Origin of the sequence: Rhodothermus profundi (assembly GCF_900142415.1) — a bacterium.
GTDB lineage: Bacteria > Bacteroidota > Rhodothermia > Rhodothermales > Rhodothermaceae > Rhodothermus > Rhodothermus profundi.
This window is the reverse complement of sequence record NZ_FRAU01000006.1, coordinates 31842-55492: the sequence shown is the minus strand read 5'-3', so window position 1 is coordinate 55492 and position 23651 is coordinate 31842. Positions and strand designations below refer to the sequence as shown.

The following is a 23651-nucleotide window of genomic DNA, read 5'->3' as shown; positions in this document are numbered from 1 at the left end:
TAGGCTCATGACCAAGTTGCTGTTGTTGGGCGGCGCGTTGCTGCTGACAGGCTGGTGGTTCCGGCAGCAGAGACGCAGGCCCGTTGTAGAAAAAGAAGTATTTCTTTTTGTGTGAGATAGGGTTCCCTTAAGTTTTTCTACGTAGTGCCGATACCCTGTTCAGACGGGGTCATCCACGGCTTGTGGGGTGGTGGTTCACGGGGGACGTCGGCGCCAGCGGTCGTCCCGGAACACAGGTTCCCTTGGTGGATGAGGCGCGCAGGCCCGGTGCTTTTGGGGTGGGCACCGGGCCATTTTTGTAGGGTTTTACTCCAGCAGTGGGGAGGTGGCAGACTGGCCGTATCTTAAATAATCTGCGCTGCGGCTGGCATGCCTTCTGAGAGCGAGCGCATCGTAATGCGAATAAACTCAGAGCATTATGGAATCGCTGGTTGTGGACAAAGCAACGCTTTTGGAGCGGATTCGGACGAAGGAGGCGGTGGTGGGCGTTGTGGGATTGGGCTATGTAGGGTTGCCGTTTGCGGTGGAAAAGGCGAAGGTGGGCTATCGGGTTATCGGGATTGAGCAGAATCCGCGGCGGGCAGCAAAGGTCAACCGTGGAGAGAACTACATTCGGGACGTGCGCGACGAGGAGCTGCGTCGGCTGGTGGCCGAAGGGCGGATTGTGGCCGAGACGGACTTCGAGCGGGTGGCGGAGATGGATGTGGTGGTGATCTGCGTGCCGACGCCGCTGACGAAGAATCTGACGCCGGATTTGCAGTACGTGGAGCGGGTGACGCACGAGATTGGGCGGCGGCTGCGGCCGGGCCAGCTTATCAGTCTGGAGTCGACGACCTATCCGGGCACGACCGAGGAGGTGATGCTGCCAATCTTGGAGGGGGCGAGTGGCTTGCGTGTGGAGCGGGACTTTTTCCTGGCGCATTCGCCGGAGCGGGTGGATCCGGGCAATCGGCGGTACACGACGAAGAACACGTCGAAGGTGGTGGGAGGCGTGGGGCCGGAGAGTCTGGAGGTGGCGGTGGCTTTTTACAGTCAGACGATTGCGCACGTGGTGCCGGTCTCCAGTGCGAAGGCGGCCGAGCTGGTGAAGGTATTTGAGAACACGTTTCGGGCGGTGAACATTGCGTTGGTGAATGAGCTGGCGTTGTTGTGTGATCGGATGGGATTGAGCGTGTGGGAGGTGCTGGAAGCGGCTTTTACGAAGCCGTTTGGGATCATGCCGTTTTGGCCGGGTCCGGGAGTGGGCGGGCATTGCATACCGGTGGACCCGCACTATCTGGAGTGGAAGGCGAAGGAGTTGCATTTCAACACGCATTTTATTGCTTTGGCAGGGGAGATTAATCGGAAGATGCCGGAGTTTGTGCGGGAGAAGGCCTACCGGGTATTGAACCGTCTGGGGATAGCGCCGTCGCGGGCGCGGGTATTGCTGCTGGGGATGGCCTATAAGCGGGATTTGGAGGACTGGCGGGAGAGTCCAGCGCTGGAGGTGTGGCGTTTGCTGGAGGCCGATGGGGTGGCGGTGCGCTACCATGATCCATATGTACCGGAGGTCGTGCTGGGGAATCGGGTGTTGCGGAGCGTGCCGTTGACGTCGGAGGAGGTGTCGGCGGCGGACCTGGTGATCATTACGACGGATCATAGCACGATTGATTATCGGTGGGTGGTGGAGCGGGCGCAGGCAGTGCTGGACACGCGCTATGCGACGCGCGGCATTGAGAGCGAAAAGATTACGTTGCTATGAAGCGGTTTGCGTTAACGGGAGTAGCGGGTTACATTGCGCCGCGGCATTTGCAGGCGATGCGGGAGGTGGGGGGGAAGCTGGTAGCGGCCCTGGACGTGGTGGATGCGGTGGGGGTGTTGGACCGGTACTTTCCGGAGGCGTTGTTTTTTTTGCATCCGGAGTTGTTTGAGGCGCATCTGGAGGATTTGCGGGATCGGGGGGAGGGGGTGGACTATGTGTCGGTTTGCGTGCCGAACTATTTGCATGGGGCGCATGTTCGGATGGCCTTTCGGGTAGGGGCGGATGCGTTGTGTGAGAAGCCGCTGGTGTTGGAGCCGTCGGAGCTGGTGCGGTTGCGGGAGCTAGAGGCGCGCTGGGGGCGGCGGGTGTGGACGGTGTTGCAGCTTCGGGTACATCCGGCGCTGGTGCGGCTTCGGGAGCAGTTGCAGGGCGAGGGCGGGATCAAGGAGGTAGAGCTGACCTACATTACGGGGCGGGGGCCGTGGTATCTGCAGAGTTGGAAGGGGCGTGAGGAGCTCAGTGGGGGGGTAGCGATGAACATTGGGGTGCACTTTTTTGATCTGTTGCACTGGTTGTTTGGCGCGCTAGAGCACGCGGAGGTGCATGTGCGGACGGCGACGACCTGGGCGGGTCGGTTAGAGTTGGAGCGGGCGCGGGTGCGGTGGTTTTTGTCGATTGATGCGCGCTATGTGCCGGAGGCGCTGCGCCGGTCGGGGCAGCGGACGTACCGGTCGATTCGGATTGAAGGGGAGGAGGTGGAGTTTTCGGGGGGATTTACGGAGTTGCACACGGAGGTGTATCGTCGGACGCTGGCGGGGCAGGGGTTTGGGATAGCAGAGGCGACGCCGGCGATTGAGACGATAGCGCGGTTGCGCCGGCTGGAGGTAGTGCAGGCCGGTTCGAATCAGCGACACCCCTTGGTAGCGGTATGAGTTGGTGGAAGCACGAGACGGCGGTAGTGGACGCAGGTGCCCGGATCGGGGAGGGCACGCGGATCTGGCATTTCTGTCATGTGATGGGGGGGGCGGAGATTGGGGCGCACTGCACGCTGGGGCAGAATGTGTTTGTGGCGCGCGGCGTGAAGGTGGGAGACCATTGCAAGATCCAGAACAACGTGTCGTTGTATGAGGGGGTGGAGCTGGAGGACTATGTGTTTTGCGGTCCGAGCATGGTGTTTACGAACGTGCGGACGCCGCGGGCAGCGTTTCCGCGGAAGGGAGCGTACGTGCGGACGCGGGTGCGGTATGGGGCTTCGATTGGAGCGAACGCGACGATTGTGTGTGGGGTGACCATTGGGCGGTGGGCGCTGGTAGCAGCCGGAGCAGTCGTAACGAAGGATGTGCCGGATTATGGGTTGGTAGCCGGGGTTCCGGCGCGGCTGGTAGGCTGGGTGTGCGAATGTGGGATTCCGTTGCGTTTCGAAGACAGGCAGGCTACCTGCCGGGAATGCGGACGACAGTACGTGCTGGAGGATACGCAGACCGTGCGTCGGGTGGAGAAGACGTAAACTCACTTCAAGCACTTTTCAACTGACCACGCTTCCTGTACCGTTCAGCATGACTTTTTGACCAACGAGCTGGCAGAACCTTGCATTTTCCCGGCGGTTATCTTTGTGTTCTTCATCCCTGCTTTACAAACCATGCCAGGGGGCCGATATTGCCTGTAGAAGAAGTTTCACCAACGGTTGGGCGCGTAGTACCATGGAACGTTCGTTTGCGCGTGGTGAAGGCAAAGGGCTGCGTCTGGAGCACTTTTTGAGTGGCGTCTCGGATATGGAGCGGGCTCAGTACGAAATCCTGGCCGCGCTGCAAGAAACCCACCGGGAGTTTTCGCGCAATGTCATCTATCCTTATTTGAGCGATCTGATTCACCTGTTCGAGCAACTCCAGCACATCCTGCGGGGGCTGGAGGGTATTCGGAATGCGGCTCCTGGTGAAGTGCGCCAGGTGGACTGGGAAGCCTGCCGCGTGATCTATGAGCGGCCCGCTTTTGATGCAGACCGGATTGCGGCAGTCGAAGAGCTGATTCGCTGGGCACTTCCGCATATTCAGGAAGCTATTGAGGAAGGCCGGACCATCTTTGAATTCGTGGAAGAGCATCTGCATATGGAACCGGTCGGGATTGTGCCTTCCTATCAAGAGGAGGGGTACCTGATCGTGCCAGATCAGCGAGGCCAGATGCTGCACATCTTGCAGTATCAGCTTTCGGTGGTCAGTGGAGGTTCGGAGCGTTACCGGACGTTGCGGACTGTGCATCTCAAGCAATTGCCGCTGCGGGGTGTGTACCCGGCTCCCCAGCGCATCAAGCTAGATCTGATTGCCGAGCGGCGCGAGCTGCCGAATCCGGCTACTTACTTTTTTGCTACGGATCTGGATTTTCCCTTTGCGCAGACGGTGCTGCCTGTGGCCAAACGCAAGCTCATGCGCCATCTGTTCCTGCAGATTGGCCGTGCCTGAAAAGGAAAAAAAAGACCGGACGGCATCCAGCTCCGTCTATCGCGCTGGCGCGGACGCCGTCCGGCGTCTGGCGTTTGTGTGCGCGGCTCAGCGCTCGATAGGAGCGCCTACCAGGTTGCCCCATTCGGTCCAGGAGCCGTCGTAGTTGCGGACATCTGGATAGCCCAGTAGCTCGTGGAGCACAAACCAGGAATGCGAGGAGCGTTCGCCAATGCGGCAGTACGTAATCACGGGCTTGTCGGGTGTTACGCCTTGGCCGGCATAGAGCGCCTGGAGCTCTTCAATCGACTTGAACGTTCCGTCTTCTCGCACGGCCTGTGACCAGGGGATGTTTGTTGCACCTGGAATGTGACCGCCCCGCTGGGCTGTTTCCGACAGGCCGGGAGGAGCCAGGATTTCGCCGCGGAATTCTTCGGGCGAGCGCACATCAACCAGCGCGAAACGCTCCTGTCGGATCAGTTCGGCTACATCATCCCGGAAGGCGCGCAGGTGTGCATTGATACGGGTCACCTTATAATCGGTCGGCTCGTAAGCAGGCACTTCGGTGGTTAGCGGCCGGTTTTCGGCCACCCATTTTTTGCGGCCGCCGTCCATCAGGCGTACGTCTTCGTGGCCATAGTACTTCATGAGCCAGTAGGCCCAGGCGGCGAACCAGTTGTTGTTGTCTCCATAGAGCACGACCGTCATGTCGGGCCGAATGCCAGATTGGCTCAGCAGCCGTTCATAGTCGGCCTGCTGAACAATGTCGCGGCGGATCTGGTCCTGTAATTGCGTTTTCCAGTTCCAGCCTACCGCACCGGGCAGATGGCCCGTTTCGTAGGCGGAGGTATCGACGTCAACTTCGACGAAGCGCACGTTGGGATCGTTCAGGTGCGCTTCAGCCCATTCGGTATCTACCAGAACCGCAGGACGCTGGGAGGTCTGTGCCATGGCTTTTTTCGGGGTTTGGTTTTTAAGGGGTAGCCTATTGTATGTGTTATGGGTGTCAAGGGGTAATATCAAATCAGCGTACTGGGTAGCGGTTGATTCATGGCTTATCGGTATTTTGATTCGAGGTGAGGGAGGTAGAACGTGAGGTAGCAGGGCGTCAGGGAGGAGCGTGGGCGTTCAGGTTAGAAGAAGGGGACCAGGCATATTCGTCCTGATAATGTGCAAAGAGACGGGCCATTGTGTCGGGGTCTGGCAGGGCAGCCGCGACGGGTTCGCCAACGAGTTCGCTAATGCGGGTGCGCGCCGCTGCAAAGCGTTGCTGGCGTAGCAGGTCAAGCACATTGCTATCGACCAGGGCATACCAGCGCGCTTTGCGTTCGCCAAAGTCTGGATAGTGGGTTGCCATTGGCAGGCGCAGCGCTCCCATGAGATCCAGAAAGAGTGCGTATTCAGGCCCCAGGTGCTGCTCCAGCATTTCGCGAAGTCGCACGGCAAGAGCAGGGGATTGGCCGCTGGTCGAGATGGCAATGACCAGCGGGCCGCGACGAACGACCGCGCCGGCTACAAATGTGCAGTGGGGAACATCGTCCATAGCGTTGATCAGGACGCGTTCGCGCTGCGCCTCCTGCCAGATGGGTTCAGTGGCCTGAGGGTCGGGAATGGCCACAATGGTCAGGAAGGCTCCTTTCAGGTCACCCGGCTGGTAGTTGCGGGCATGCCAGGTGAGCCGTCCTTCTCGGGCCCATTGCTGGAGTTGGGGGGTAGCCGTTTCACTGATGAGAACTACGTCGGCGCCGCAGGCTAGCAGGTCGGCCACCTTGCGTTCGGCTTCGTGCGTGCCGCCAAAAACGACGCAGCGACGTCCGTCCAGATTGTTCAGAAAAATCGGGTAAACGCGCATGGTTATGTATCGGAAGGCTGCGGTTCAGGATGCCGGGCAAATGGAGAAGGTGCGGGCGCAGGGTGGAACCAGGCCAGCTCATTGGCCAGGCGGACCACTTCCCCCACAATGACGGTAGCGGGTGTGTTTAAGGAGGTTGCGCGCTCGGCAATGTCGGCCAGCGTGCCGACGACATGCTGCTGGGCCGTCGTTGTGCCATTGCTAATGACGGCGACCGGGGTCTCCGGTGCGCGGCCGTTTTCGCGCAGCAGGCGGGTTAGTTCAGGTAGGCGGCGCAGGCTCATGAGCAGCACCAGCGTATCGATGCGTGCCAGCGCCGACCAGTCCAGCGCGAGCGTTTCCAGGTCGCAGCGGTGGCCTGTTACGACGGCAAATGCGCCCGCTACGCCGCGCTGCGTTACCGGAATGCCTGCATAGGCCGGTACAGCTATGGCGCTGGTAACGCCGGGGACGATTTCGAAGGGAATGCCGGCTTGGGCCAGGGCTCGGGCTTCTTCGCCGCCTCGGCCAAAAACGAACGGGTCGCCGCCTTTGAGTCGGACTACGATCCGGTTGCGGCGGGCTCGGTCGATTAATAACGCCTGGATTTTCTCCTGGGGTAGTGCGTGGCGACCCGGTGTTTTGCCCACATAGATGCGTTCGGCAGTAGGAGGCACTTCTTCCAACAGGGCGGGATGCACCAGTCGGTCGTAAACGACAACCTCCGCCTGGCGCAGGAGCGACAGCCCGCGCACGGTAATCAGCTCGGGATCACCCGGGCCGGCGCCTACCAGATAAACCTTACCGGGCTCGGCAGAACGGTTATGGGGGTGCTGCATGGTGATACAGGCAAGATGCGACAATATTCAACGAAAAAGCCCCTCACCGCATGGCGGGAGGGGCTGCTGTATTAGAGGAATAGCCTGGATTCAAAGCCAGCATCTACAGGTACAGCAGGCCCCTCCCGCGTTGCAGCAACAACACGGACAGCCACTCAGCGGAAGGTAACCTGGCACCTGCATAGACGGCATAGCGTTTTGCGAAAACGAAGCGGATGTTTTCAATTTAACCCTTAAAAGCTACCCTGTGCAACTACTCAGGCCGTTACTGTAGCCGGTTCGTAGGCCAGCGCCTGCTCCAGGTCCGCAATCAGGTCTTCGGTAGCTTCGATGCCGACGGAGAGCCGGATCAGGTTGTCGGTAATGCCGGCGGCTTCGCGTTGTTCCGGCCGCATGGAGGCATGGCTCATGGTGGCCGGATGCTCGATCAGCGACTCTACGCCACCCAGCGATTCGGCCAGGGTAAAGACGCGGGTAGCCCGCAGGATATGATGTACGGCCTCCAGTCCCCCTTTCACAGTGAACGAGACCATGCCGCCAAAGCCTTTCTGCTGGCGTGCAGCAATGTCGTGTCCTTCGTGGGAGGGAAGGCCAGGATAAAAGACACGCTCTACATTAGGGTGCTGCTCAAGGAAACGCGCCACGGCCATTGCGTTGTGTTCATGCTGTCGTATCCGTACGGGCAGCGTCTTCAATCCCCGCAACACCAGCCAGCAATCGAAGGGGCCAGCAATGGTACCATGCGCATTGGCCACGAACTGCAACTGTTCATTTAGCTCCTCGGTGCGCACGATAACGGCGCCGCCGACCACGTCGGAGTGGCCATTCAGGTATTTCGTCGTCGAGTAAACCACAATGTCGGCACCAAACTCAAAAGGACGCTGCTGCAGGGGGGACAGAAACGTATTGTCTACAACAACCAGCAATCCGTGGGTTCGGGCAAACTGACAGAGGGCCTTTAGATCCACGATGCGCAGCAGCGGGTTGGATGGCGTTTCCACCCAGATGATTCGTGAGTTCGGGCGGAGGGCGGCTTCCGCCGCCTTTAAATCCCGCAAATCGACAAACGACACGTCCAGTTTGCCCTGCCGGGCCAGCAAATTGAGCAGCCGCTCGGTGCCGCCGTAGCAGTCGTGCGCACAGATCACATGAATGCCGTGGTCAAACATGGACAGCACCGTTGAGATGGCTGCCATGCCACTGGTCGTGGCTACAGCGCCAACCCCTCCTTCCAGGTCGGCCAGAACCTCTTCGAGGGTGCGGCGCGTGGGGTTGCCACTGCGCGAGTAATCATATCCCTTGGTCTGGCCGACGTCTTCGAAACGGAACGTCGAACACTGATAGATTGGAGGAACGACGCTGTTATAACTGGTGTCAGTCTGCTGACCGGCCAGCGTCAGACGCGTCTGTGGCTGCATAAGCCCTGTCGGTTCTTGATGGTGAGACAAAAACTTCTTACCAGATCTCATCAAGAACCGAGCGACTGGAACCCCGGCAGACGCCAGCAGCTCTCATCTTCCCCGGAACGACACAGCTCGGGAAACAGCAACGCACGCTTGTTTCCGCCCCACGCTCCGGGCAGGATTTAGCACCAGGCGGCATCTTCCTGCCGGTAGAAGATGCCCGGTTGCTACGACGTCATCGGGCCTGTTCCCTCAGTCGTTCTTGATGAGATGATATAAGATAGAGCTGGCTGCTGCGGATAGCAAGCAGACCAATTCTTTTTGACTCAATCTCCCAGGAGTAGTTTGGCCAGGCCGCCGGCAGCTTCTTCTCGTAGATGGAGGATGATCTGCTGAGCAGCTTTCAGGCCAGAGTGCAGGGCATCGACTACGGAGATTCCTTCGCGATAGTTGCCTGCCAGGAAGAGTCCGGGTCGGCTCATTTCGACGTCGCGCACGCAGGCAATGACGGTGTCGTATCCCAGGCGGTACTGAGGAATTGAGCGCTCCCAGCGCCAGATGTGTCGGAACACTGGTGGGCCTGAGATGCCCAGCAGCCGGCGCAGGTCTTGCAAAACCAGGGCCTCCAGCCGGTCGTCGGGCAGCAGCGCCTGCTCGGGGTGACGCATGCCGCCGACAAAAGTGGTCAGCAGCACATGGCCCTCCGGGGCCCGGTTAGGAAAGAGCGATGAAGAAAACAACGTGCCCAGAATCTGGAATTCTCGTTCTACTGCTGGTACCAGCAAGCCAAAGCCGTCTAACGGGTGGGCTACCTGTTCGCGGCGAAAGCCCAGGGCTACAAGCGCGAGGGGAGGATGCTCGACGGTGCTGAGGGGCTGGCGATCCAGAGGGGGAAGAATGCGAATTTGCGCCAGATGGTGGAGGGAGGTGGCGCAGACAATTACGTCAAAAAAGCGTGTGGCCGTGCGACCGTTTTCGCGAAAGCTCAGCGTCCAGGGATTCTTTTCATCCCAGCGGATGGCCAGAACCTCTGCGTTTCGAAGGATTGCCTGGGCAGGCAGCCGATCGGCCAGTGCCCGGGGAAGCATGTGCAGTCCCTCGACAAACGAAAACATCGACCGGCGCGGCGCAGGATGATAGCGCTGCTTCATGCGGTCGCGTATAAAGCCCCAGAACAGGGAGCCGTACTGCTGTTCCAGCTCGAAGAGCTTTGGGAAAGCATGGCGTATGGAGAGGTGCTCCGGATTACCTGCAAAAATACCGGCCACGAAGGGTTCTACCAGATAGTCCAGCACTTCGGGACCCAGGCGGCGGCGGGCAAATTTGGCGACGGACTCCTCCGTGCTCCGGTGGGAGCGTGCAATGAAGGGCTCGGCCAGCAGCCGAAGCCGGGCACGGGGCGAGAGCAGAGGGGTGCGCAGCAGCTCGCGAGGGGAGCGAGGTAAAGGAATGGGACGGCCGCTGCGAACAATAAAACGCTTTGAAGCCACCGGCTGGGCCGCAATACAGGCATCTTCCAGGTCGATGCGACGCAGCAGCTCTTCCAGATCGGCTGAAGTGCGCTGGAGCGTCTGCGGGCCATACTCCACCAGAAATCCTTCCATGCGTTCCGACTGAATAAAGCCCCCAATCCGGTCAGACGCTTCAAAGACCGTAACCTCCAGGCCGCGGCGGTGCAGCTCGTAGGCAGCGGCCAGGCCTGCAATGCCGGCACCAATGATTCCTACAGAAGCCATAAATGTGCGCTTGCCTTTTTAGCGGGGCGCTCTTTTCTTCCAACAATCCGATGCGCTAACGAACCGTGCTGCTCGGAAGGTCGCAAAATCTTCTGGACAAAAATACGATCAGCCATGCTGTTTCTGAAGAGCATCTTTGTCCTGCTGCATATTTTGACCGCGGCGGCCTGGTTTGGACTGGGGCTTCGACTGGCGGCGCAGGCGCGCCGCGCCCTGGCGCTGGAGACGCAAGCTGCGCAGGCATTGCTTGAGGAAGGAGGGGCGACCGTGCGACTCATGGGCGTTTTTCTGGTCGCCACCCTGATTTTTGGCCTGGGCGCTTTGTTGAGTGGCGGAGGATTTGGCGTTTACGGCGCGCCGTACCACACCAGCTTGCTGCTTTTGCTGGTGCTGATTGGCCTTCAGTGGGGCCTGTTGCGTCCGTCCTGGCAGGGCCTGCAGCAAGTGCTATCCGGTCATGCGCCCGATGCCCAGCAGGCCGAGCGCTATCGCAAACGCATTGCCATGGCGACAGGCCTGGGCCATTTCCTCTGGGCAGTCATCCTTGTGCTGATGTACTGGAATACGCTGGTGGCAGCCTCAGGATAAATGTTGGAACCGGCTTTGCAGCCGTCCCGTTTTTTTCAGTCCAGGCAAACGTAAACCAGAAAAACCCCGGAGCATTATGGCCACCAGACGGATGGAGGAGAGCTGGGAGCGTACTAAAGAGCAGATCCGCGTCATCTGGGGCGACGTTCTGAGCGATCAGGAATTGCAAAAGGCGCGTGGTAATCTGCATGCCATGGTTTCACTGATCCACGAAAAGACAGGCGAGTCTCGCGAAGAGATCCTTCAGAAAATGGAAGCCCTTCTTTAAAAGGGCTCCGGGGGATGTTGCGCTAGCGGGCGATTTTCAAGAAGGCAAAGTTTTAGCTTGCCTTCTCAACGCTGGGGCTATATTGGAAGCACTTTTTTGAGCAATGGAGAAAAGTGAAGCGCAGGTGGCCGGCGAATTCGGCTCACCGCTGACCACGAATAACCCTGTTGTACAAAACTGGATTGCTCAACATCGGGCGTTAATCGAAGCACTGCAACGCCAGGCCGAACAGATCCGGCTGGGCGGCGGGGCCAAACGCATTGAGCGCGAACATCAGCGGGGTAAACTAACAGCACGGGAGCGAATTGCTCGTCTGCTGGACGATCCTGAGGAGTTCTGGGAACTGGGGCTCTGGGCCGGCTATGGGATGTACACGGAGGAGGGAGGGTGTCCGGCGGGTGGTACGGTCATGGGATTAGGACGCGTGAGTGGCCACTTATGCATGATTGTGGCCAACGACGCTACCGTAAAAGCCGGGGCCTGGTTTCCCATTACGGTGAAGAAAAACCTGCGCGCGCAAGAAATAGCCCTGCAGAACCGCATTCCCATTATCTATCTGGTTGATTCGGCCGGCGTTTACCTGCCCATGCAGGATGAAATCTTTCCCGACCGCGATCACTTTGGCCGCATCTTTTTTAACAATGCACGGCTTTCCAGTCTGGGTGTGCCGCAGATCGCGGCCATCATGGGCAGTTGCGTGGCAGGAGGCGCATATCTGCCCATTATGAGCGACGAGGCGCTTATTGTGCAGGGCACTGGATCGGTATTTCTGGCAGGGCCTTATCTGGTACGAGCAGCGATCGGGGAAATCGTCGATGCCGAGACGCTGGGAGGAGCTACTACGCACACGGAAATTTCGGGCGTGACCGACTACAAAATGCCAGACGATGAGACGTGTCTGGAGACAATTCGTCGCCTGATGTCCCATCTGGGCCCGCGCCCGCGGGCCGGGTTTCCCCGCAGCACGCCGCGCCCGCCTGCCTTTCCCCCGGAAGACCTCTATGGGCTGGTGCCGCCTGATCTGCAGCAACCCTACGATATGCGTGAAGTGATTGCGCGCATTATCGACGCGGATTCCTGGACGGAATACAAGGCAGGCTATGGCCAGACCATTATTACCGGCTATGCCCGTATTGATGGCTGGAGCGTAGGTATTGTGGCCAATCAACGGTTGGTGGTACGCAGCCGCCAGGGGGAAATGCAAGTGGGCGGCGTAATCTATTCCGACTCGGCTGACAAGGCGGCCCGCTTCATCATGAACTGCAATCAAAAGCGCATCCCTATTGTTTTCTTCCAGGACGTAACAGGCTTCATGGTCGGGAAACGGGCCGAACACGGCGGTATCATCAAGGATGGAGCCAAGCTGGTCAATGTGGTAGCCAACTCGGTCGTTCCGAAGTTCACGGTGGTTGTTGGGCACTCATTTGGAGCAGGTAACTATGCGATGTGTGGACGGGCCTATGAGCCCCGACTCATGCTGGCCTGGCCAACAGCCCGCATTGCGGTGATGGGCGGCAAACAGGCAGCGCAGACGCTGCTGCAGGTGCAGCTTGGCAAGCTCGAACGCCAGGGGAAGACCCTTTCGGAAGAAGAAAAACAGCAGTTGCTGGAAGAGATTGAGTCGCGCTACGAAGCCCAAACCTCTGCCTATTATGCAGCCGCCCGCCTCTGGGTAGATGCGATCATTGATCCGATAGAAACGCGCCGTTGGATCAGTCTGGGTATCGAGATGGCGGATCACAACCCGGACCTGCCCCCCTTTAACCCGGGTGTGCTTCAGGTCTGACAGGACGGCTTGCTCGGCAGGGGCCGTAGATGTTATATTGGGAAGCCTTTTTTCTGGATTGAAACGAAAACGACACAGCACTCATGGGGAAAGGAGATCGTCGTACGCGGCGCGGTAAAATCTGGCGCGGCACTTATGGGAAGTACCGCCCCAAAAAGAAAAAGAAAAAGAAACAGCAACAGGAAGCTGCGGCGGCGGATAGCCAATAACCAGAGGAGTATTCATTTCAGGCATCCGGGGTTGGCTCCTGCGCTAACCCCGGATGCTTTTTGTTTGCTCTGGATGCGAACTCCTGGGGAGGGGTAGCGACAATCTCAAAGGTATCTACATATCCGTGCAGGTAGCCAATCAGGCCACCGCTGAATGCGCCCAGGGGAACAGTGTAAGCACCGGTGACAAGGACAAGGGCAGGGAGCAGCAGGCAACCCAGCCCTTCACAGTCGCTGGTTAGCAGCAGGGCGGGCGGCACCAGGCCTGCCAGGGAACCAACCAAGATCCCACGCCACAGGCCTGCGCTGCGCCGCCGAAACCGAATCCATTCAATTTCGCGCAGCGCATAGGCTTGTCGGGTCGTGACAAGCGTGTCGGGGCTAAGATGTAACACGCGGGCTTTAAACGTCGGGCCGCTGCGAAGCCGAATGGTGGCTGTATGCCGGCTTCCTAACGCCTCAAGCTGTTTGTACGCCTGGTCTGGCACCCCGGGAGTTAGTTGGTAAGTGCTGGCACAGCCTGTGCTTCCCAAAAGCAGCACCAGTCCCAGCACGACGTACCGCATCGGGGTACAGAGCAGGTTCTGGATGCAGGGTGTATAGATTAAACGCCTGACTCCTTTAGAGGAGCTGCACGCGTCTGGCAGGCCACCGGTCAGGGATCCGGTACCTGCTGGGAAGGCGTTTCGGTCGGCCTGGCCGGGGGCCGTGAGGGAGCGATGTAAAACGTGGTTTCTGAGCCCGACAGGTAACCTACTGCGGCCCCGATCATGGCGCTGAGGGGAATGATAACCAGGCCGGTGGAGATGAGCAGCCCCCCTACGATCGCACCGGCTGCACTTGGCGGATCCGTATCGTCAGCATCGTCATCCTGGTCGATCGTCAGGCCACTCAGGATCAGCAAGCCTCCGAAAATTGCCCCGGTCATTGCGCCTATTCGCATGCCGCGGCTCATCTGGGCCGCGTAATTCCGGAAGCGGATCCATTGTACCTCAGCGAGCGCATACGTACCCTGCGTGGTAACCAGTGAGTCATTGCGAAAATGCAGGGTGCGGCTGGTGAAGCGCTGACCTTTCTTTAACTGGATCGTTGCCGTGTGGTGGCGGGCAAGCTCCCTTGCGCGATAGTAGGGCATGTCATACACGCCCGGCGTCAACTGATAGGTGTACGTGCAGCCTACCCCGAACAAGAGGAGCCAGAGCCCTATCCATTGTATCCAGCGCATGGTTCGGGGTGTTAAGTGATAAGTTCATATCTTACTATGGGTTAATGTAGTGTGAAAATTCTGTGATTGCAATAGTTATCCGGTGCTTTGCATGGCGGCTGCAAGGCCGTTAATGCTTAGAAACAGCGCGCGGCGGAGCAACTCCCGGTCGGCTTCGGGCGCCTGGCGATAGCGTCGCATCAGTTCGACTTGCACTAGGTTGAGCACGTCGGTGTAGGGGTTACGAAGCTGCACGGATTTACGGATGATCGGGTCATGATCGAGCAGCTCTTGCTGATCGGTGATGCGCAGGATAGCCGAGCGGGCGCGCTGGTAGTCCTCTTCGATGAGCCGATGAAAGTCAGTCGGGCCGTTGCCCAGCAGCCGGTCGTAATAGGCGGCGATTTCCAACCGAGCGCGTACCATTTCGCGCTGCGCATTCTGTAAGATGGTTCGGAAGAACGGCCAGGATTGATACCAGGTGCGCAGGGTCTGGAGCTGTTCGGGCGAGGCTTGGAGCAGCTCGTCGAGTGCCTGGCCAATTCCGTACCAACCGGGGATCAGGTAGCGCACCTGCGTCCAGGCAAATACCCAGGGGATGGCGCGTAGGCTTTCAAAGTCCACCTCGTGCGCGCTGCGGCGCGAAACCGGTCGGGATGCGATGGGCAGACGGCTGATCTGCTCGATAGGAGTAATCTGGGTGTACCAGGTCCAGAAGGCGGGAGCGTCGATGAGACGACGGTAGGCGCGCATGGAGCGTTCGGCGAGCGCTTCCATGAGCTGGCGGCGCGTGGCCAGTTCGTCAGGGGCCCTGTCGGCAGCAGGTGGTAGGCCTACGGCGCGCAACATGGCGTTGACGATTTGCTCTAGATGGCGGTGCGCTATTTCGGGCAGGGCATAGCGAAAGGAGATCACTTCGCCCTGTTCGGTGAACCGAATGCGGCCGTTATGCACGACCGGGGGCATGGCCAGAATGGCTTGGTTGGCGCGTCCGCCTCCTCGGCCGACCGTGCCTCCACGCCCATGAAACAGGCGAAAATCGATGCTATGACGGCGACACACCTCGGCCAGTTGTTCCTGCGCCTTGTGCAGCGCCCAGTTGGCCGTCCAGTAGCCACCGTCTTTTGTGCTGTCGGAATAGCCCAGCATAATTTCCTGAAAACCACCCCGGGCGGCTACCTGCATGCGATAGACAGGGTGGCGTAGAATGGATTCGAGCCGATGGGCTGCGGCCTTCAGGTCATCAATGGTTTCAAAAAGCGGCACAAAATCGATCGGGCAGTGCACGTGGCCTGGTTGGCCGCTCTGGACAGGGCGTTCGTAGCGCCAGAGGCCTACCTCCTTAGCCAGCAGCATGGGCTCTAGCAGGTCGCTGACGGTGTGCGTCATGCTGACGATGTAGCTGCCCACGCTGCGGGGATCGAGCTGCACCAGCTCCTGGATGACGGAGAAGGTGTCCAGAACCTGGCGCGTGCTTTCCGAAAGCGGGGCGCCCGGCGGCAAAAGCGGACGAGGATTGGTCAGTTCATGGGCCAGTAGCTCCTGGCGGCGCGACTCAGGCAGCGCTCGGTAGTCGTTCTCCACACCGGCCAGGCGTAATAGTTCGGCGACGGCTTCCTCATGAACACTGCTGTGCTGGCGCACGTCCAGCGTGACCAGATGGAAGCCAAACGTCTGCGCCAGCACCAGCAAACGGTTAAGCCGGCCGTAGCGGGCGATGCGCTCCAGGCCGCAGGCCTCAAGGCAGCGCTGAAGCAGGCGAAGATCGTCAACAAAAGCCTCGGCGGTGTAGGCAGGCGGAGACTGGCTCGGATCGTCCAGGGCTTGCAGCAACGCGTGCAGCCGCCCCATGATGTAGGAAATCTTGAGTCGGAAGGATTCATGCCGGAACTGTCGAAGGACGTGTGGCGGGAGCACAACTTCACGAGCATCGCGAGCCAGCGATCTGCGCAGAGCTTCTGGAGGGGGAACGTAGCGGTCGGACAGGCTAAGCTGCCGCCGGAGCTGACGGAGCTCCTCCATGTACCGCTGGAGTACCAGGCGGCGCTGCGTCAGGGCTGTCCACCGGGTGATTTCGGGCGTAACGTACGGATTGCCGTCCCGGTCGCTGCCAATCCAGGAGCGGTATCGCAGGAAGGGGCGAAAGTCCACGTCCGCATTATAATAGCGGCGCAGCGCCCGGCGCACGTCTTCGTAAATGCGTGGGACAGCCTCCCAGATTGTGCTCTGAATGAAGTACAGGCCCTGCTCCACTTCATCGCGAACGGTGGGGCGTTCCTCGCGCACTTCAGCGGTGCCTAGGAGCAGGGCAATCTGGTTATGGAGGTCCACCAGCAATGCTTCCTGCTCTTCTGGCGTGAGCTGGCATCGACGTTGCCGGGCTAGCAGGTGCGCAATATGTTGTTGCTTATAGAGAATGCTGCGGCGGCGGGCTTCGGTTGGATGGGCGGTTAGCGTGGGTTGAATATCCAGGCGTTCCAGGAGGGCCAGCACCTCGTCAAGGGTCCGTCCCTGTTGCTTCAGGGCGCGAATGGCCTCATCAATTGATTCCGGACGCGGTTGTTCTGGAGTGCTGCGCAGGGCCCGTTCTCGGTTGATCCGAATAATTTCCTGTTGCTCTGCCTGGTTGACCAGATGAAAAAATGCCGTGAAGGCGCGCAGCAGCCAGAGCAGTTCATCATAGGTGGCGCTCTGAATGCGCCGGTAGGCCTGCTCCCGTAGCTCTGGGCGATTTTCGAGGGCCGCCTGCTTGCACAGGCGACGCAGCGTTTCGACCAGCTCCAGCATTTCGGAGCCGGCGGCCTCCTGGATGACCTGGCCCAGCAGGCGGCCCAGCAAATTGACATGCTCGCTGAGCGGTCGTGTGATACCGGTACCTTCCACTTCGATCGGGAGGGAAGCAGGCCTGCTCATCGTAGCGTTTCTTCCAGGGCGGTTGCTGCGTTGGTGCGGGCGTCGCGATATTTGACAATAACCGGTGTGTACAGGGAAAGCCCGTGGGCTTCCCCAAAAGGAGAACGTACGGCGCGGGCGCCAGGCACCACCACTGCATAGGGAGGCACCTCTAATGGTTCGCCAGGCGGCGGGGCCAGTATGCGTTCGTGCACCAGATCGTACAGTTTTGTTGAGCCCGTCAGAATGACACCGGGGGCCAGCACGGCACCTTTACGAATCAGGCATCCTTCGTAGATGCCGCAGCCGCCTCCTACAAACACGTCATCTTCAATGATGACCGGCCGGGCGCCCACCGGCTCCAGCACGCCGCCGATTTGCACGGCGGCCGACAGGTGCACGCGCTTGCCAATCTGGGCACAACTGCCGACCAGCGCATGTGAGTCGATCATGGTCCCTTCATCGACGTAGGCGCCCACGTTCACGTACATGGGCGGCATGCAGACCACGCCGGGTGCCAGGTAGGCGCCGGTGCGAATCGACGAGCCGCCTGGCACCACGCGAATTCGGTCGGCCAGGGTGATCGGCTTCAGGGGGTACGTGTCTTTATCGAAGAAGGGAAAGCGTTCCGTAGAATAATCGACCAGCCGTCCAATTCGAAAGCCAAGTAGAATTCCCTGTTTGACCCAGGGATGGGTAATCCAACGGCCGTCTTCAGCAGGCGTAGCTGCTCGAATGGTGCCCTGGTTCAGTCCTTCGAGCAGTTCATCGAACGCTTCCCGAGCGGCGCGTTCATCCAGCGATTCCGTGGGCTGGGTAGCCAGTGCTTCGATGCGCTGGCGCAGCGTTGCGTAAAGCTCAGTCTGCATTGCTTCCAGTGTTTGCCTCATGGACTCCAGAAGTTGTAACGCGCATGTGGGAGCACGAGGAGGCTCTCCGTTGTTCAGGGGCAGGAAGGTGCTGTCGTGCTGGAGTATTTTCGGCCGTAATCCGTCAGTCAGGCAGTTGTCAGGAAGGCTTCAAACGCCTCAAGCACACGGCGGCGGGTTGCTTCGTCAGGCGGTACCAGGGGCAGGCGCAGGACGTCTTCGATCAGGCCCATGGCGTGCAGGACTGCCTTGATGGGGATGGGGTTGGTCGCGTAGAAACAGGCGCGCATGGCCGGCAGCAACTCGAAGTGCAGTTTGCGTGCTTCTTCGAAACGGCCTGCCAGGCCGGCCCGCACCAGCGCGGTAAAGCGTTCAGGCAGCGCATTGCAGACGACTGAAATTACCCCGTCAGCGCCCAGCGCCAGCAAGGGCAGCGTGATTTCGTCGTCGCCTGCGTAGACGGCCAGCTTGCGCGGTCGATGGGCCAGGATGTCACCGATCTGGGCCAGGTTGCCCGACGCTTCCTTGATGCCAACCACTGTAGGTATTTCTTCTGCCAGTTGCAGAACGGTTTCGGCAGTCATGTTGAATCCAGTGCGGCCGGGCACATTGTAGAGGATCAGGGGAGTGTCCACCGCTTCTGCGATGGCGGCTACGTGGGCTCGAAAGCCTTCCTGCGGGGGCTTGTTGTAATAGGGGCCTACAATCAAGAGGCCGTCGGCGCCGGCTCGGGCAGCCTCGCGCGAAAAGATCAGACTTTCGCTGGTTGAATTATTGCCCGTTCCTACAATGACGGGCACGCGTCCGTTCACGTGCTCCAGCGTAAGTTCGACAATGCGACGGCGTTCTTCGGGCCAGATGGTGGCGTTTTCCCCTGTGGTTCCCAGTACGACCAGGGCATCGACGCCGCCTTCGATCTGGCGGTCGATCAGCCGTCGCAGGGCAGGTTCGTCCACGTTGCCGTCGCGCGTAAAGGGCGTTACCAGAGCAGGAGCGGTTCCTCGAAATACCGGTTGTGCAGCCATGGTATTCAGCGCGGGTTGGTTTCAGAGGATATATGCAGCCATTCGTGCAGCATATCATCGAGCGAGAAGAATCCGCGGCGGCCTACAAGCCATCGGGCGGCCTGCAGGGCACCGGCGGCAAAGCCGTCGCGGCTATAGGCGTGATGCTCGAGCGTCAATTCATCAAAAGGTCCACAGATGCCAATGGTATGGCGACCAAAGACCTGACCGGCCCGTGTTGAAGTTACATGCAGCGCATTGGATGCGATGCGCCCATGCTGCGTTTCGGTTTCAATGCGGGTTTTGCGCGAGAGGCCGTCCACGATCAGGTGGGCCAGCATGAGCGCCGTACCGCTTGGGCTGTCGGCCTTGCGGGTATGATGGACTTCATGCACGTAGAGGTCATAATCGGGCAACTGTTCCAGCAAAGGCAGCAGTTGCTTCAGGATGTGCTTGAGCAGGGCTATGCCCAGCGAAAAGTTAGGCGCATAGAGGAGTGCAGTGCCGCTGGCCTCGACCAGCCGGCGCACTTCCTCCAACTGGTCGTACCAGCCCGTAGTGCCGATTACGGCCGGGACGTGCCAGCGGCAGTAGGCGTCGATGTGCGCGCGCACCACGTGCGGCAGCGAGAAATCCATGACCACGTCGGCGCCGTTCAGCACCGATACGTCGGCATGGACCGGCAGCGGATGTGCCGTGTTAAACCGCGCCACAATTTCATCGCCTTGTTGCCGGGCCAGGCGCTCAATGGCCTGGCCCATGTTGCCGGTTCCTACCAGAGCCAGTCTCATACAGATGCTGCGTTTGGGGTAACCGAGGAGGTTGGGTTGGCGGCATCGGCTGGCAGAAAGATTTCGCGAGCTGGCGGCCGTCGATTGTAGTGCGAGCTCATGACCGCGCCGTAGGCGCCTGCCTGGGCAATCAGGAGCACGTCGCCTTCACGCGTGTCAGGCAGCCGGCGGCTGTGCCCCAGCACGTCACCTGACTCGCAGATGGGACCCACTACTTCGACAGTCTGCGTAGCCGGTTCCTCCAGTCGGGTTAGATTAACAATTTCGTGGTAGGCGCCGTAGAGAGCAGGTCGAATCAGGGAATTCATGCCTGTTTCAATGCCTACGTAGCGCACGCCTCCTTTTTCTTTGACCTGCGTGACGCGGGCCAGCAGCACGCCGGCTTCAGCTACGAGAAAGCGGCCGGGCTCTATCCAGAGTTCGAACCGGGGGTGTGCTGCTTTAAAGCGGTGCAGATGCGTCTCGACCGCCTTGAGGTCCAGGCCAGGCAAGCCGGTTCGGTCCGGGACGCCCAGGCCGCCGCCTACGTCGAGGTAGCGCACGTCAGGAAAGTATGTTTCGGCCAGTTCGGCCAGGAATAGCGCGGTTTCGGCCCAGGTTTCCGGCAGCAGGATGCCGCTGCCCACATGGGCATGCAATCCCACGATGCGCATGTTCAGCTCCTCGGCCAGCTTCTGCAGACGTCTGGCCTGGGCAGGAGCGATGCCAAACTTGGACTGGGCGCCGGCGGTGCGCACGTAGCGATGGTGTCCGTCGCCGCGTCCGGGATCAAACCGCACCAGTACCGTGCGGCCGCGGAAAAGCTTGGGCCAGGCTTCCAGGGGGTACAGGTTATCCAGCGTTACGAACGCTTCTAAATCAAATCCGCGGCGATATTCATCGGCCGGGGCAAAGTTGGGCGTAAAGAGGAGTCGTTCAGGGGGCAGGTCTGGAAAGAGTTGACGCACGTGGGCCAGTTCGTTGGCCGATACGCATTCAAAGCCAAGGCCCGCTTCATAGAAGAGGCGCAGTACGTCCGGGTGGTCGTTTGCTTTGAGCGCGTAGAAGAGGCGGTCGACGGAGGCAAGGCGCCGCAGCGCTTCGATTTGTGCGCGCAGTGTGCCTTCGTCGTACACATAACAGGGCGCCTGCGTCTTGGCCAGACTGATCAGCTCGTGGCGACGGCGGTGCCACCAGGGACGGGAGGTTGCAGGCTTGGTGGGAGGGGCGAACAACTCGCGCCAGGTAGGCCCGAAAAGGGTATCGGACTCCACGTGACCGAACAATTCGGCATGCAGCCGCCGCACCAGGCGTTCGGCCTGGTCTTCGTCGACGACAAAGCTGAAGTTCAGATCGCTGGCAGCCTGCGAGATCAAGTACACGTGGTGTGCCGCAAAAATTTCGAAAGCCGGGGTCAGTTCATCCAGCAAGGCGCGGACGTGACGCCCGACCAGGCTTACCACGGCACAGGGGGCAATCACGCGAGCCTGACAGTAGGCGCTGAGATCTTGCACCAGGGCATCGAGCTGGGCAGGCTGCAGCGCATTGGCCAGGGGATCGAGCGAGACCGTAACGTTTGTTTCGCTGGTGGCGATCAGATCGATAGAAAGTCCGTGTCGCTTGAAGACACCAAACACGTCGGCCAGAAAGCCTACTTGCTGCCACATGCCGACGGTGTCCATCGACACAAGGGTGATGCCTGTCTTGCAAGAGATCGCTTTTACGCGCGGATTGACATCCGGGGGATTGGCCGAAACGATGGTGCCTTCCAGTTCAGGATGATCCGTGCATTTAATGTGTAGTGGAATCCCATAGGCGCGTACAGGCTCCAGGCATCGAGGATGCAGCACGCGAGCACCGGTAATGGCCAGTTCCTGGGCTTCATCGTAGTCGAGATGCCGCAGCAGACGGGCCGAAGGAATCTGGCGGGGATTGGCAGTAAACATGCCTGGCACGTCGGTCCAGATCTCAAGCCGCTCTGCCTGCAACTTGGCAGCCAGGTAAGCGGCCGACGTGTCCGATCCACCTCGGCCAAGCAACACGGTTTCGCCTCGGCGATTGCGGGCAATGAACCCCTGCGTTAGCAGAACGTCGGCCGGGATCGCAGCCAGACGGGCCTGCAATGTTGCATCTGGCTGATAATCGCAGGTAACAGACAGGTAGCGGCGCGCTTCGTTGCCATGGGGTTCGTCGAGGGCCTCCAGCAGCTCTCGGGCATCCAGCCATTGCGTGGCAAGGCCCACCTGGTTCAGGTAGGCTGCCCCCAGGGTGGTAGCCATCAGCTCGCCCATCGCCATGACGCGGGCCTGGAGTCGCGGCGTGACGTCGCGCACCAGGGCGGTTCCCATGGTAATGCGCGCGAGCTCTTCAAAGTAGGGGTGCAGCAAGGATTCGACCTCCAGGCCCAGGGCCCGGCCCAGTTCCAGATGGGGCTGGCGGATGGCTTCCAGGGCTGCTTCGCCGCGTCCGGCCATAGCCTCGGAGAGCAGTCGATCCAGCGCATTCGAGATGCCAGAAAGGGCCGAGCACACCACCACCGGCCGCAACCCTTCGGTCAGCCGATGGCGCGCGATGCGGGCAATGGTTTCCCAACGCGCAGGGGTTGAAACGCTTGTTCCACCGAATTTCAGAACAATCCAGCGTGGTACTGCCATGTCGGTGCGTTTGGTTACCATCAGGGGCTCAGCTCGTCCGCCAGAGTGCCTGGTGGCGCTGTTACTAGACAGCAGGCGTCTTTAGAATAGGCACAATTGGCCTTGGAAGGAAACTTTTTGGAGAAAAATATCACATCGCAACATAATTTGTTATATTTATAACAAAAAGGTCAAATCGGCCCATGCGGAAGGTATCCGAGGCAGTGCAGGCCCTGATTGAGGTCAACCCGGCCTTGCAGTTTGGATTGCATCATCGATTGCTGAATTTAAGTCAGGTAGCCCGTTTTATCTGTCCGTTGGTGGCGGCGCGCGTGCGCAAGCCGGTGCGTCCGTCGGCTGTGCTCATGAGCTTGTCTCGGTTGCAGCGACGTTGGGAGGCGCAGCAGCCGGCTCCGCAGCGGCGGTTTCGGGTAGACCGGATCAACGTGCAAGGGGGGTTGTGTGCGTTAACGTTGCCCAAGCAGGTGGCGACGCTTCGCGAGTTGGCCGAACTATTCGGTCGGGTGCAGGAGGAAGGAGGGTATCTAACGCTGACAGAGGGCGTTAGCGAGGTAACAGTCATTCTGGAGCAGCGGCATTTGGCGCTGGTGCCCGATGTGCTCAGCGTAGCTCCGCGTCGGGTGTACCATAATCTGGCCGGATTGGGTGTCAAATTTCAGGAAACGTATCTGGAGACGCCGGGCCTGCTCTACCAGCTCTTGCAGCAGCTTGCGTTGCAGAACATCAATGTCGTTGAGGTAGCCTCAACGACGACGGAGTTCAACATTTACTTAGATGACCGGGACGTGCAACTGGCCTTTGAGTCGATTTACAACCGATTTATCCGCGAGGCTTCATGACGGCCAGGCGACCCCACGTGCTGGGCATTGACGATGCGCCGTTTGAGCGCGAACGGGACAAGGTGGTCCCTATTGTGGGGGTGATGATGGAGGGGGCAACGCTTGTTGAGGGCGTAGCGATCACGCGGTTTCCGATTGACGGCGCCGGAGCAACGGACTTTCTGGCCGGGTGGATTCAGACGTTGCGCTGGAGGCCATCGTTGCAGGCAGTTGTGCTGGGGGGCATTACCCTGGCGGGTCTGGGAGTGGTGGACCTGGTAGCGCTATCGGAGCAACTCGCGCTGCCGGTGTTGGCAGTGACGCGGCGTGATACAGCCGGCAGTGAGCTGGCCGACGCGCTTCAGGCGGCCGGATTGGAAGACCGTCTGGCTATTCTGGAGCGTACGCCTCCGGCCGAACCCATGGGGAAGGGGTTGTATGTGGCCTGGGCCGGGACGGATGCCTTTGAGGCCAGGCAGCTTGTGCAGGCTATGCTGCACAAAGCGCGTCTGCCCGAGCCGCTTCGCATCGCCCATTTGATTGGGGCGGCACTTGTTCGGGGCCAGTCGCGCGGGCGGGTATAAAAAAGCCGCACCCCTGTGCG

22 protein-coding genes and 1 riboswitch are annotated in these 23651 nt (G+C 59.9%); of the genes, 10 read left to right on the top strand and 12 right to left on the bottom strand.

What is annotated here, in order from left to right; translation table 11 throughout:
• The first annotated feature begins 418 nt into the window (after positions 1-418).
• The 4 genes from BUA15_RS09595 to BUA15_RS09580 all read left to right on the top strand — a co-directional run bounded on the left by BUA15_RS09595 (position 419) and on the right by BUA15_RS09580 (position 4197).
• The gene (locus BUA15_RS09595) at positions 419-1741 is read left to right on the top strand and encodes a nucleotide sugar dehydrogenase (protein ID WP_072715778.1); all 1323 of its coding nucleotides are present in this window, start codon (positions 419-421) and stop codon (positions 1739-1741) included.
• On the top strand, positions 1738-2673 hold the full coding sequence (locus BUA15_RS09590; protein WP_072715777.1) for a Gfo/Idh/MocA family oxidoreductase: 936 nt from the start codon (positions 1738-1740) through the stop codon (positions 2671-2673). Before BUA15_RS09595 ends, BUA15_RS09590 begins: the two co-directional genes overlap by 4 nt.
• Entirely contained in the window at positions 2670-3248 is a 579-nt protein-coding gene (locus tag BUA15_RS09585; RefSeq protein ID WP_072715776.1) for an acyltransferase, read from the top strand. Before BUA15_RS09590 ends, BUA15_RS09585 begins: the two co-directional genes overlap by 4 nt.
• Positions 3249-3441: 193 nt before the next feature.
• Positions 3442-4197 (top strand): hypothetical protein, encoded by a 756-nt coding sequence (locus BUA15_RS09580; protein WP_072715775.1) that lies wholly within the window; start codon positions 3442-3444, stop codon positions 4195-4197.
• 87 nt (positions 4198-4284) lie between these two features.
• On the opposite strand, the gene BUA15_RS09575 is transcribed toward BUA15_RS09580, so the two are convergent.
• The 5 genes from BUA15_RS09575 to hemG form a co-directional block, all read right to left on the bottom strand.
• Positions 4285-5127, bottom strand: a complete 843-nt coding sequence (locus BUA15_RS09575) for a sulfurtransferase (RefSeq protein WP_072715774.1) — start codon at positions 5125-5127, stop codon at positions 4285-4287.
• Between the two features lie 157 nt (positions 5128-5284).
• Positions 5285-6028 carry a precorrin-2 dehydrogenase/sirohydrochlorin ferrochelatase family protein gene (locus BUA15_RS09570; protein WP_072715773.1) on the bottom strand — a complete coding sequence of 248 codons (744 nt, stop codon included), beginning with the start codon at positions 6026-6028 and terminating at the stop codon, positions 5285-5287.
• A gap of 2 nt (positions 6029-6030) precedes the next feature.
• On the bottom strand, positions 6031-6846 hold the full coding sequence (gene cobA / locus BUA15_RS09565) for a uroporphyrinogen-III C-methyltransferase (protein ID WP_072715772.1): 816 nt from the start codon (positions 6844-6846) through the stop codon (positions 6031-6033).
• Between the two features lie 257 nt (positions 6847-7103).
• Entirely contained in the window at positions 7104-8264 is a 1161-nt protein-coding gene (locus BUA15_RS09560; protein WP_072715771.1) for a trans-sulfuration enzyme family protein, read from the bottom strand.
• A 146-nt stretch (positions 8265-8410) separates the two neighbouring features.
• Positions 8411-8521: riboswitch (SAM riboswitch) on the bottom strand.
• A gap of 54 nt (positions 8522-8575) precedes the next feature.
• A complete protein-coding gene (hemG, locus tag BUA15_RS09555) occupies positions 8576-9985 on the bottom strand; it encodes a protoporphyrinogen oxidase (protein ID WP_072715770.1) in 1410 nt (469 codons plus the stop codon).
• Positions 9986-10099: 114 nt separating this feature from the next.
• On the opposite strand from hemG, the gene BUA15_RS09550 reads away from it, so the two are divergent.
• The 4 genes from BUA15_RS09550 to BUA15_RS14090 all read left to right on the top strand — a co-directional run bounded on the left by BUA15_RS09550 (position 10100) and on the right by BUA15_RS14090 (position 12836).
• Positions 10100-10573, top strand: coding sequence for a hypothetical protein (locus BUA15_RS09550; protein WP_072715769.1), 474 nt, complete (start codon positions 10100-10102; stop codon positions 10571-10573).
• 76 nt (positions 10574-10649) lie between these two features.
• Positions 10650-10841 (top strand): general stress protein CsbD, encoded by a 192-nt coding sequence (locus tag BUA15_RS09545; protein WP_072715768.1) that lies wholly within the window; start codon positions 10650-10652, stop codon positions 10839-10841.
• A gap of 103 nt (positions 10842-10944) precedes the next feature.
• On the top strand, positions 10945-12627 hold the full coding sequence (locus BUA15_RS09540; protein ID WP_072715767.1) for an acyl-CoA carboxylase subunit beta: 1683 nt from the start codon (positions 10945-10947) through the stop codon (positions 12625-12627).
• An 83-nt stretch (positions 12628-12710) separates the two neighbouring features.
• Positions 12711-12836 (top strand): 30S ribosomal protein THX, encoded by a 126-nt coding sequence (locus BUA15_RS14090; RefSeq protein WP_072715766.1) that lies wholly within the window; start codon positions 12711-12713, stop codon positions 12834-12836.
• 17 nt (positions 12837-12853) lie between these two features.
• On the opposite strand, the gene BUA15_RS09530 is transcribed toward BUA15_RS14090, so the two are convergent.
• From BUA15_RS09530 to BUA15_RS09500, 7 genes are all read right to left on the bottom strand, one after another.
• Positions 12854-13402, bottom strand: a complete 549-nt coding sequence (locus tag BUA15_RS09530; RefSeq protein WP_072715765.1) for a hypothetical protein — start codon at positions 13400-13402, stop codon at positions 12854-12856.
• A gap of 89 nt (positions 13403-13491) precedes the next feature.
• Positions 13492-14061, bottom strand: coding sequence for a hypothetical protein (locus tag BUA15_RS09525; RefSeq protein ID WP_072715764.1), 570 nt, complete (start codon positions 14059-14061; stop codon positions 13492-13494).
• 75 nt (positions 14062-14136) lie between these two features.
• On the bottom strand, positions 14137-16953 hold the full coding sequence (ppc, locus tag BUA15_RS09520) for a phosphoenolpyruvate carboxylase (protein WP_072715763.1): 2817 nt from the start codon (positions 16951-16953) through the stop codon (positions 14137-14139).
• Positions 16950-17822 (bottom strand): 2,3,4,5-tetrahydropyridine-2,6-dicarboxylate N-succinyltransferase, encoded by an 873-nt coding sequence (locus BUA15_RS09515; RefSeq protein WP_245771999.1) that lies wholly within the window; start codon positions 17820-17822, stop codon positions 16950-16952. The genes ppc and BUA15_RS09515 overlap by 4 nt, the downstream gene beginning before the upstream one ends.
• Before the next feature lie 107 nt (positions 17823-17929).
• A complete protein-coding gene (gene dapA, locus BUA15_RS09510; RefSeq protein ID WP_072715761.1) occupies positions 17930-18826 on the bottom strand; it encodes a 4-hydroxy-tetrahydrodipicolinate synthase in 897 nt (298 codons plus the stop codon).
• A gap of 5 nt (positions 18827-18831) precedes the next feature.
• Positions 18832-19596, bottom strand: coding sequence for a 4-hydroxy-tetrahydrodipicolinate reductase (dapB, locus tag BUA15_RS09505; RefSeq protein ID WP_072715760.1), 765 nt, complete (start codon positions 19594-19596; stop codon positions 18832-18834).
• A complete protein-coding gene (locus BUA15_RS09500; protein WP_072715894.1) occupies positions 19593-22229 on the bottom strand; it encodes a bifunctional aspartate kinase/diaminopimelate decarboxylase in 2637 nt (878 codons plus the stop codon). Before BUA15_RS09500 ends, dapB begins: the two co-directional genes overlap by 4 nt.
• Before the next feature lie 182 nt (positions 22230-22411).
• On the opposite strand from BUA15_RS09500, the gene BUA15_RS09495 reads away from it, so the two are divergent.
• Together BUA15_RS09495 and BUA15_RS09490 are read left to right on the top strand one after the other, a co-directional pair.
• Positions 22412-23068 (top strand): hypothetical protein, encoded by a 657-nt coding sequence (locus BUA15_RS09495; RefSeq protein ID WP_072715759.1) that lies wholly within the window; start codon positions 22412-22414, stop codon positions 23066-23068.
• A complete protein-coding gene (locus BUA15_RS09490; RefSeq protein WP_072715758.1) occupies positions 23065-23631 on the top strand; it encodes an endonuclease dU in 567 nt (188 codons plus the stop codon). Before BUA15_RS09495 ends, BUA15_RS09490 begins: the two co-directional genes overlap by 4 nt.
• Positions 23632-23651: the final 20 nt, after the last annotated feature.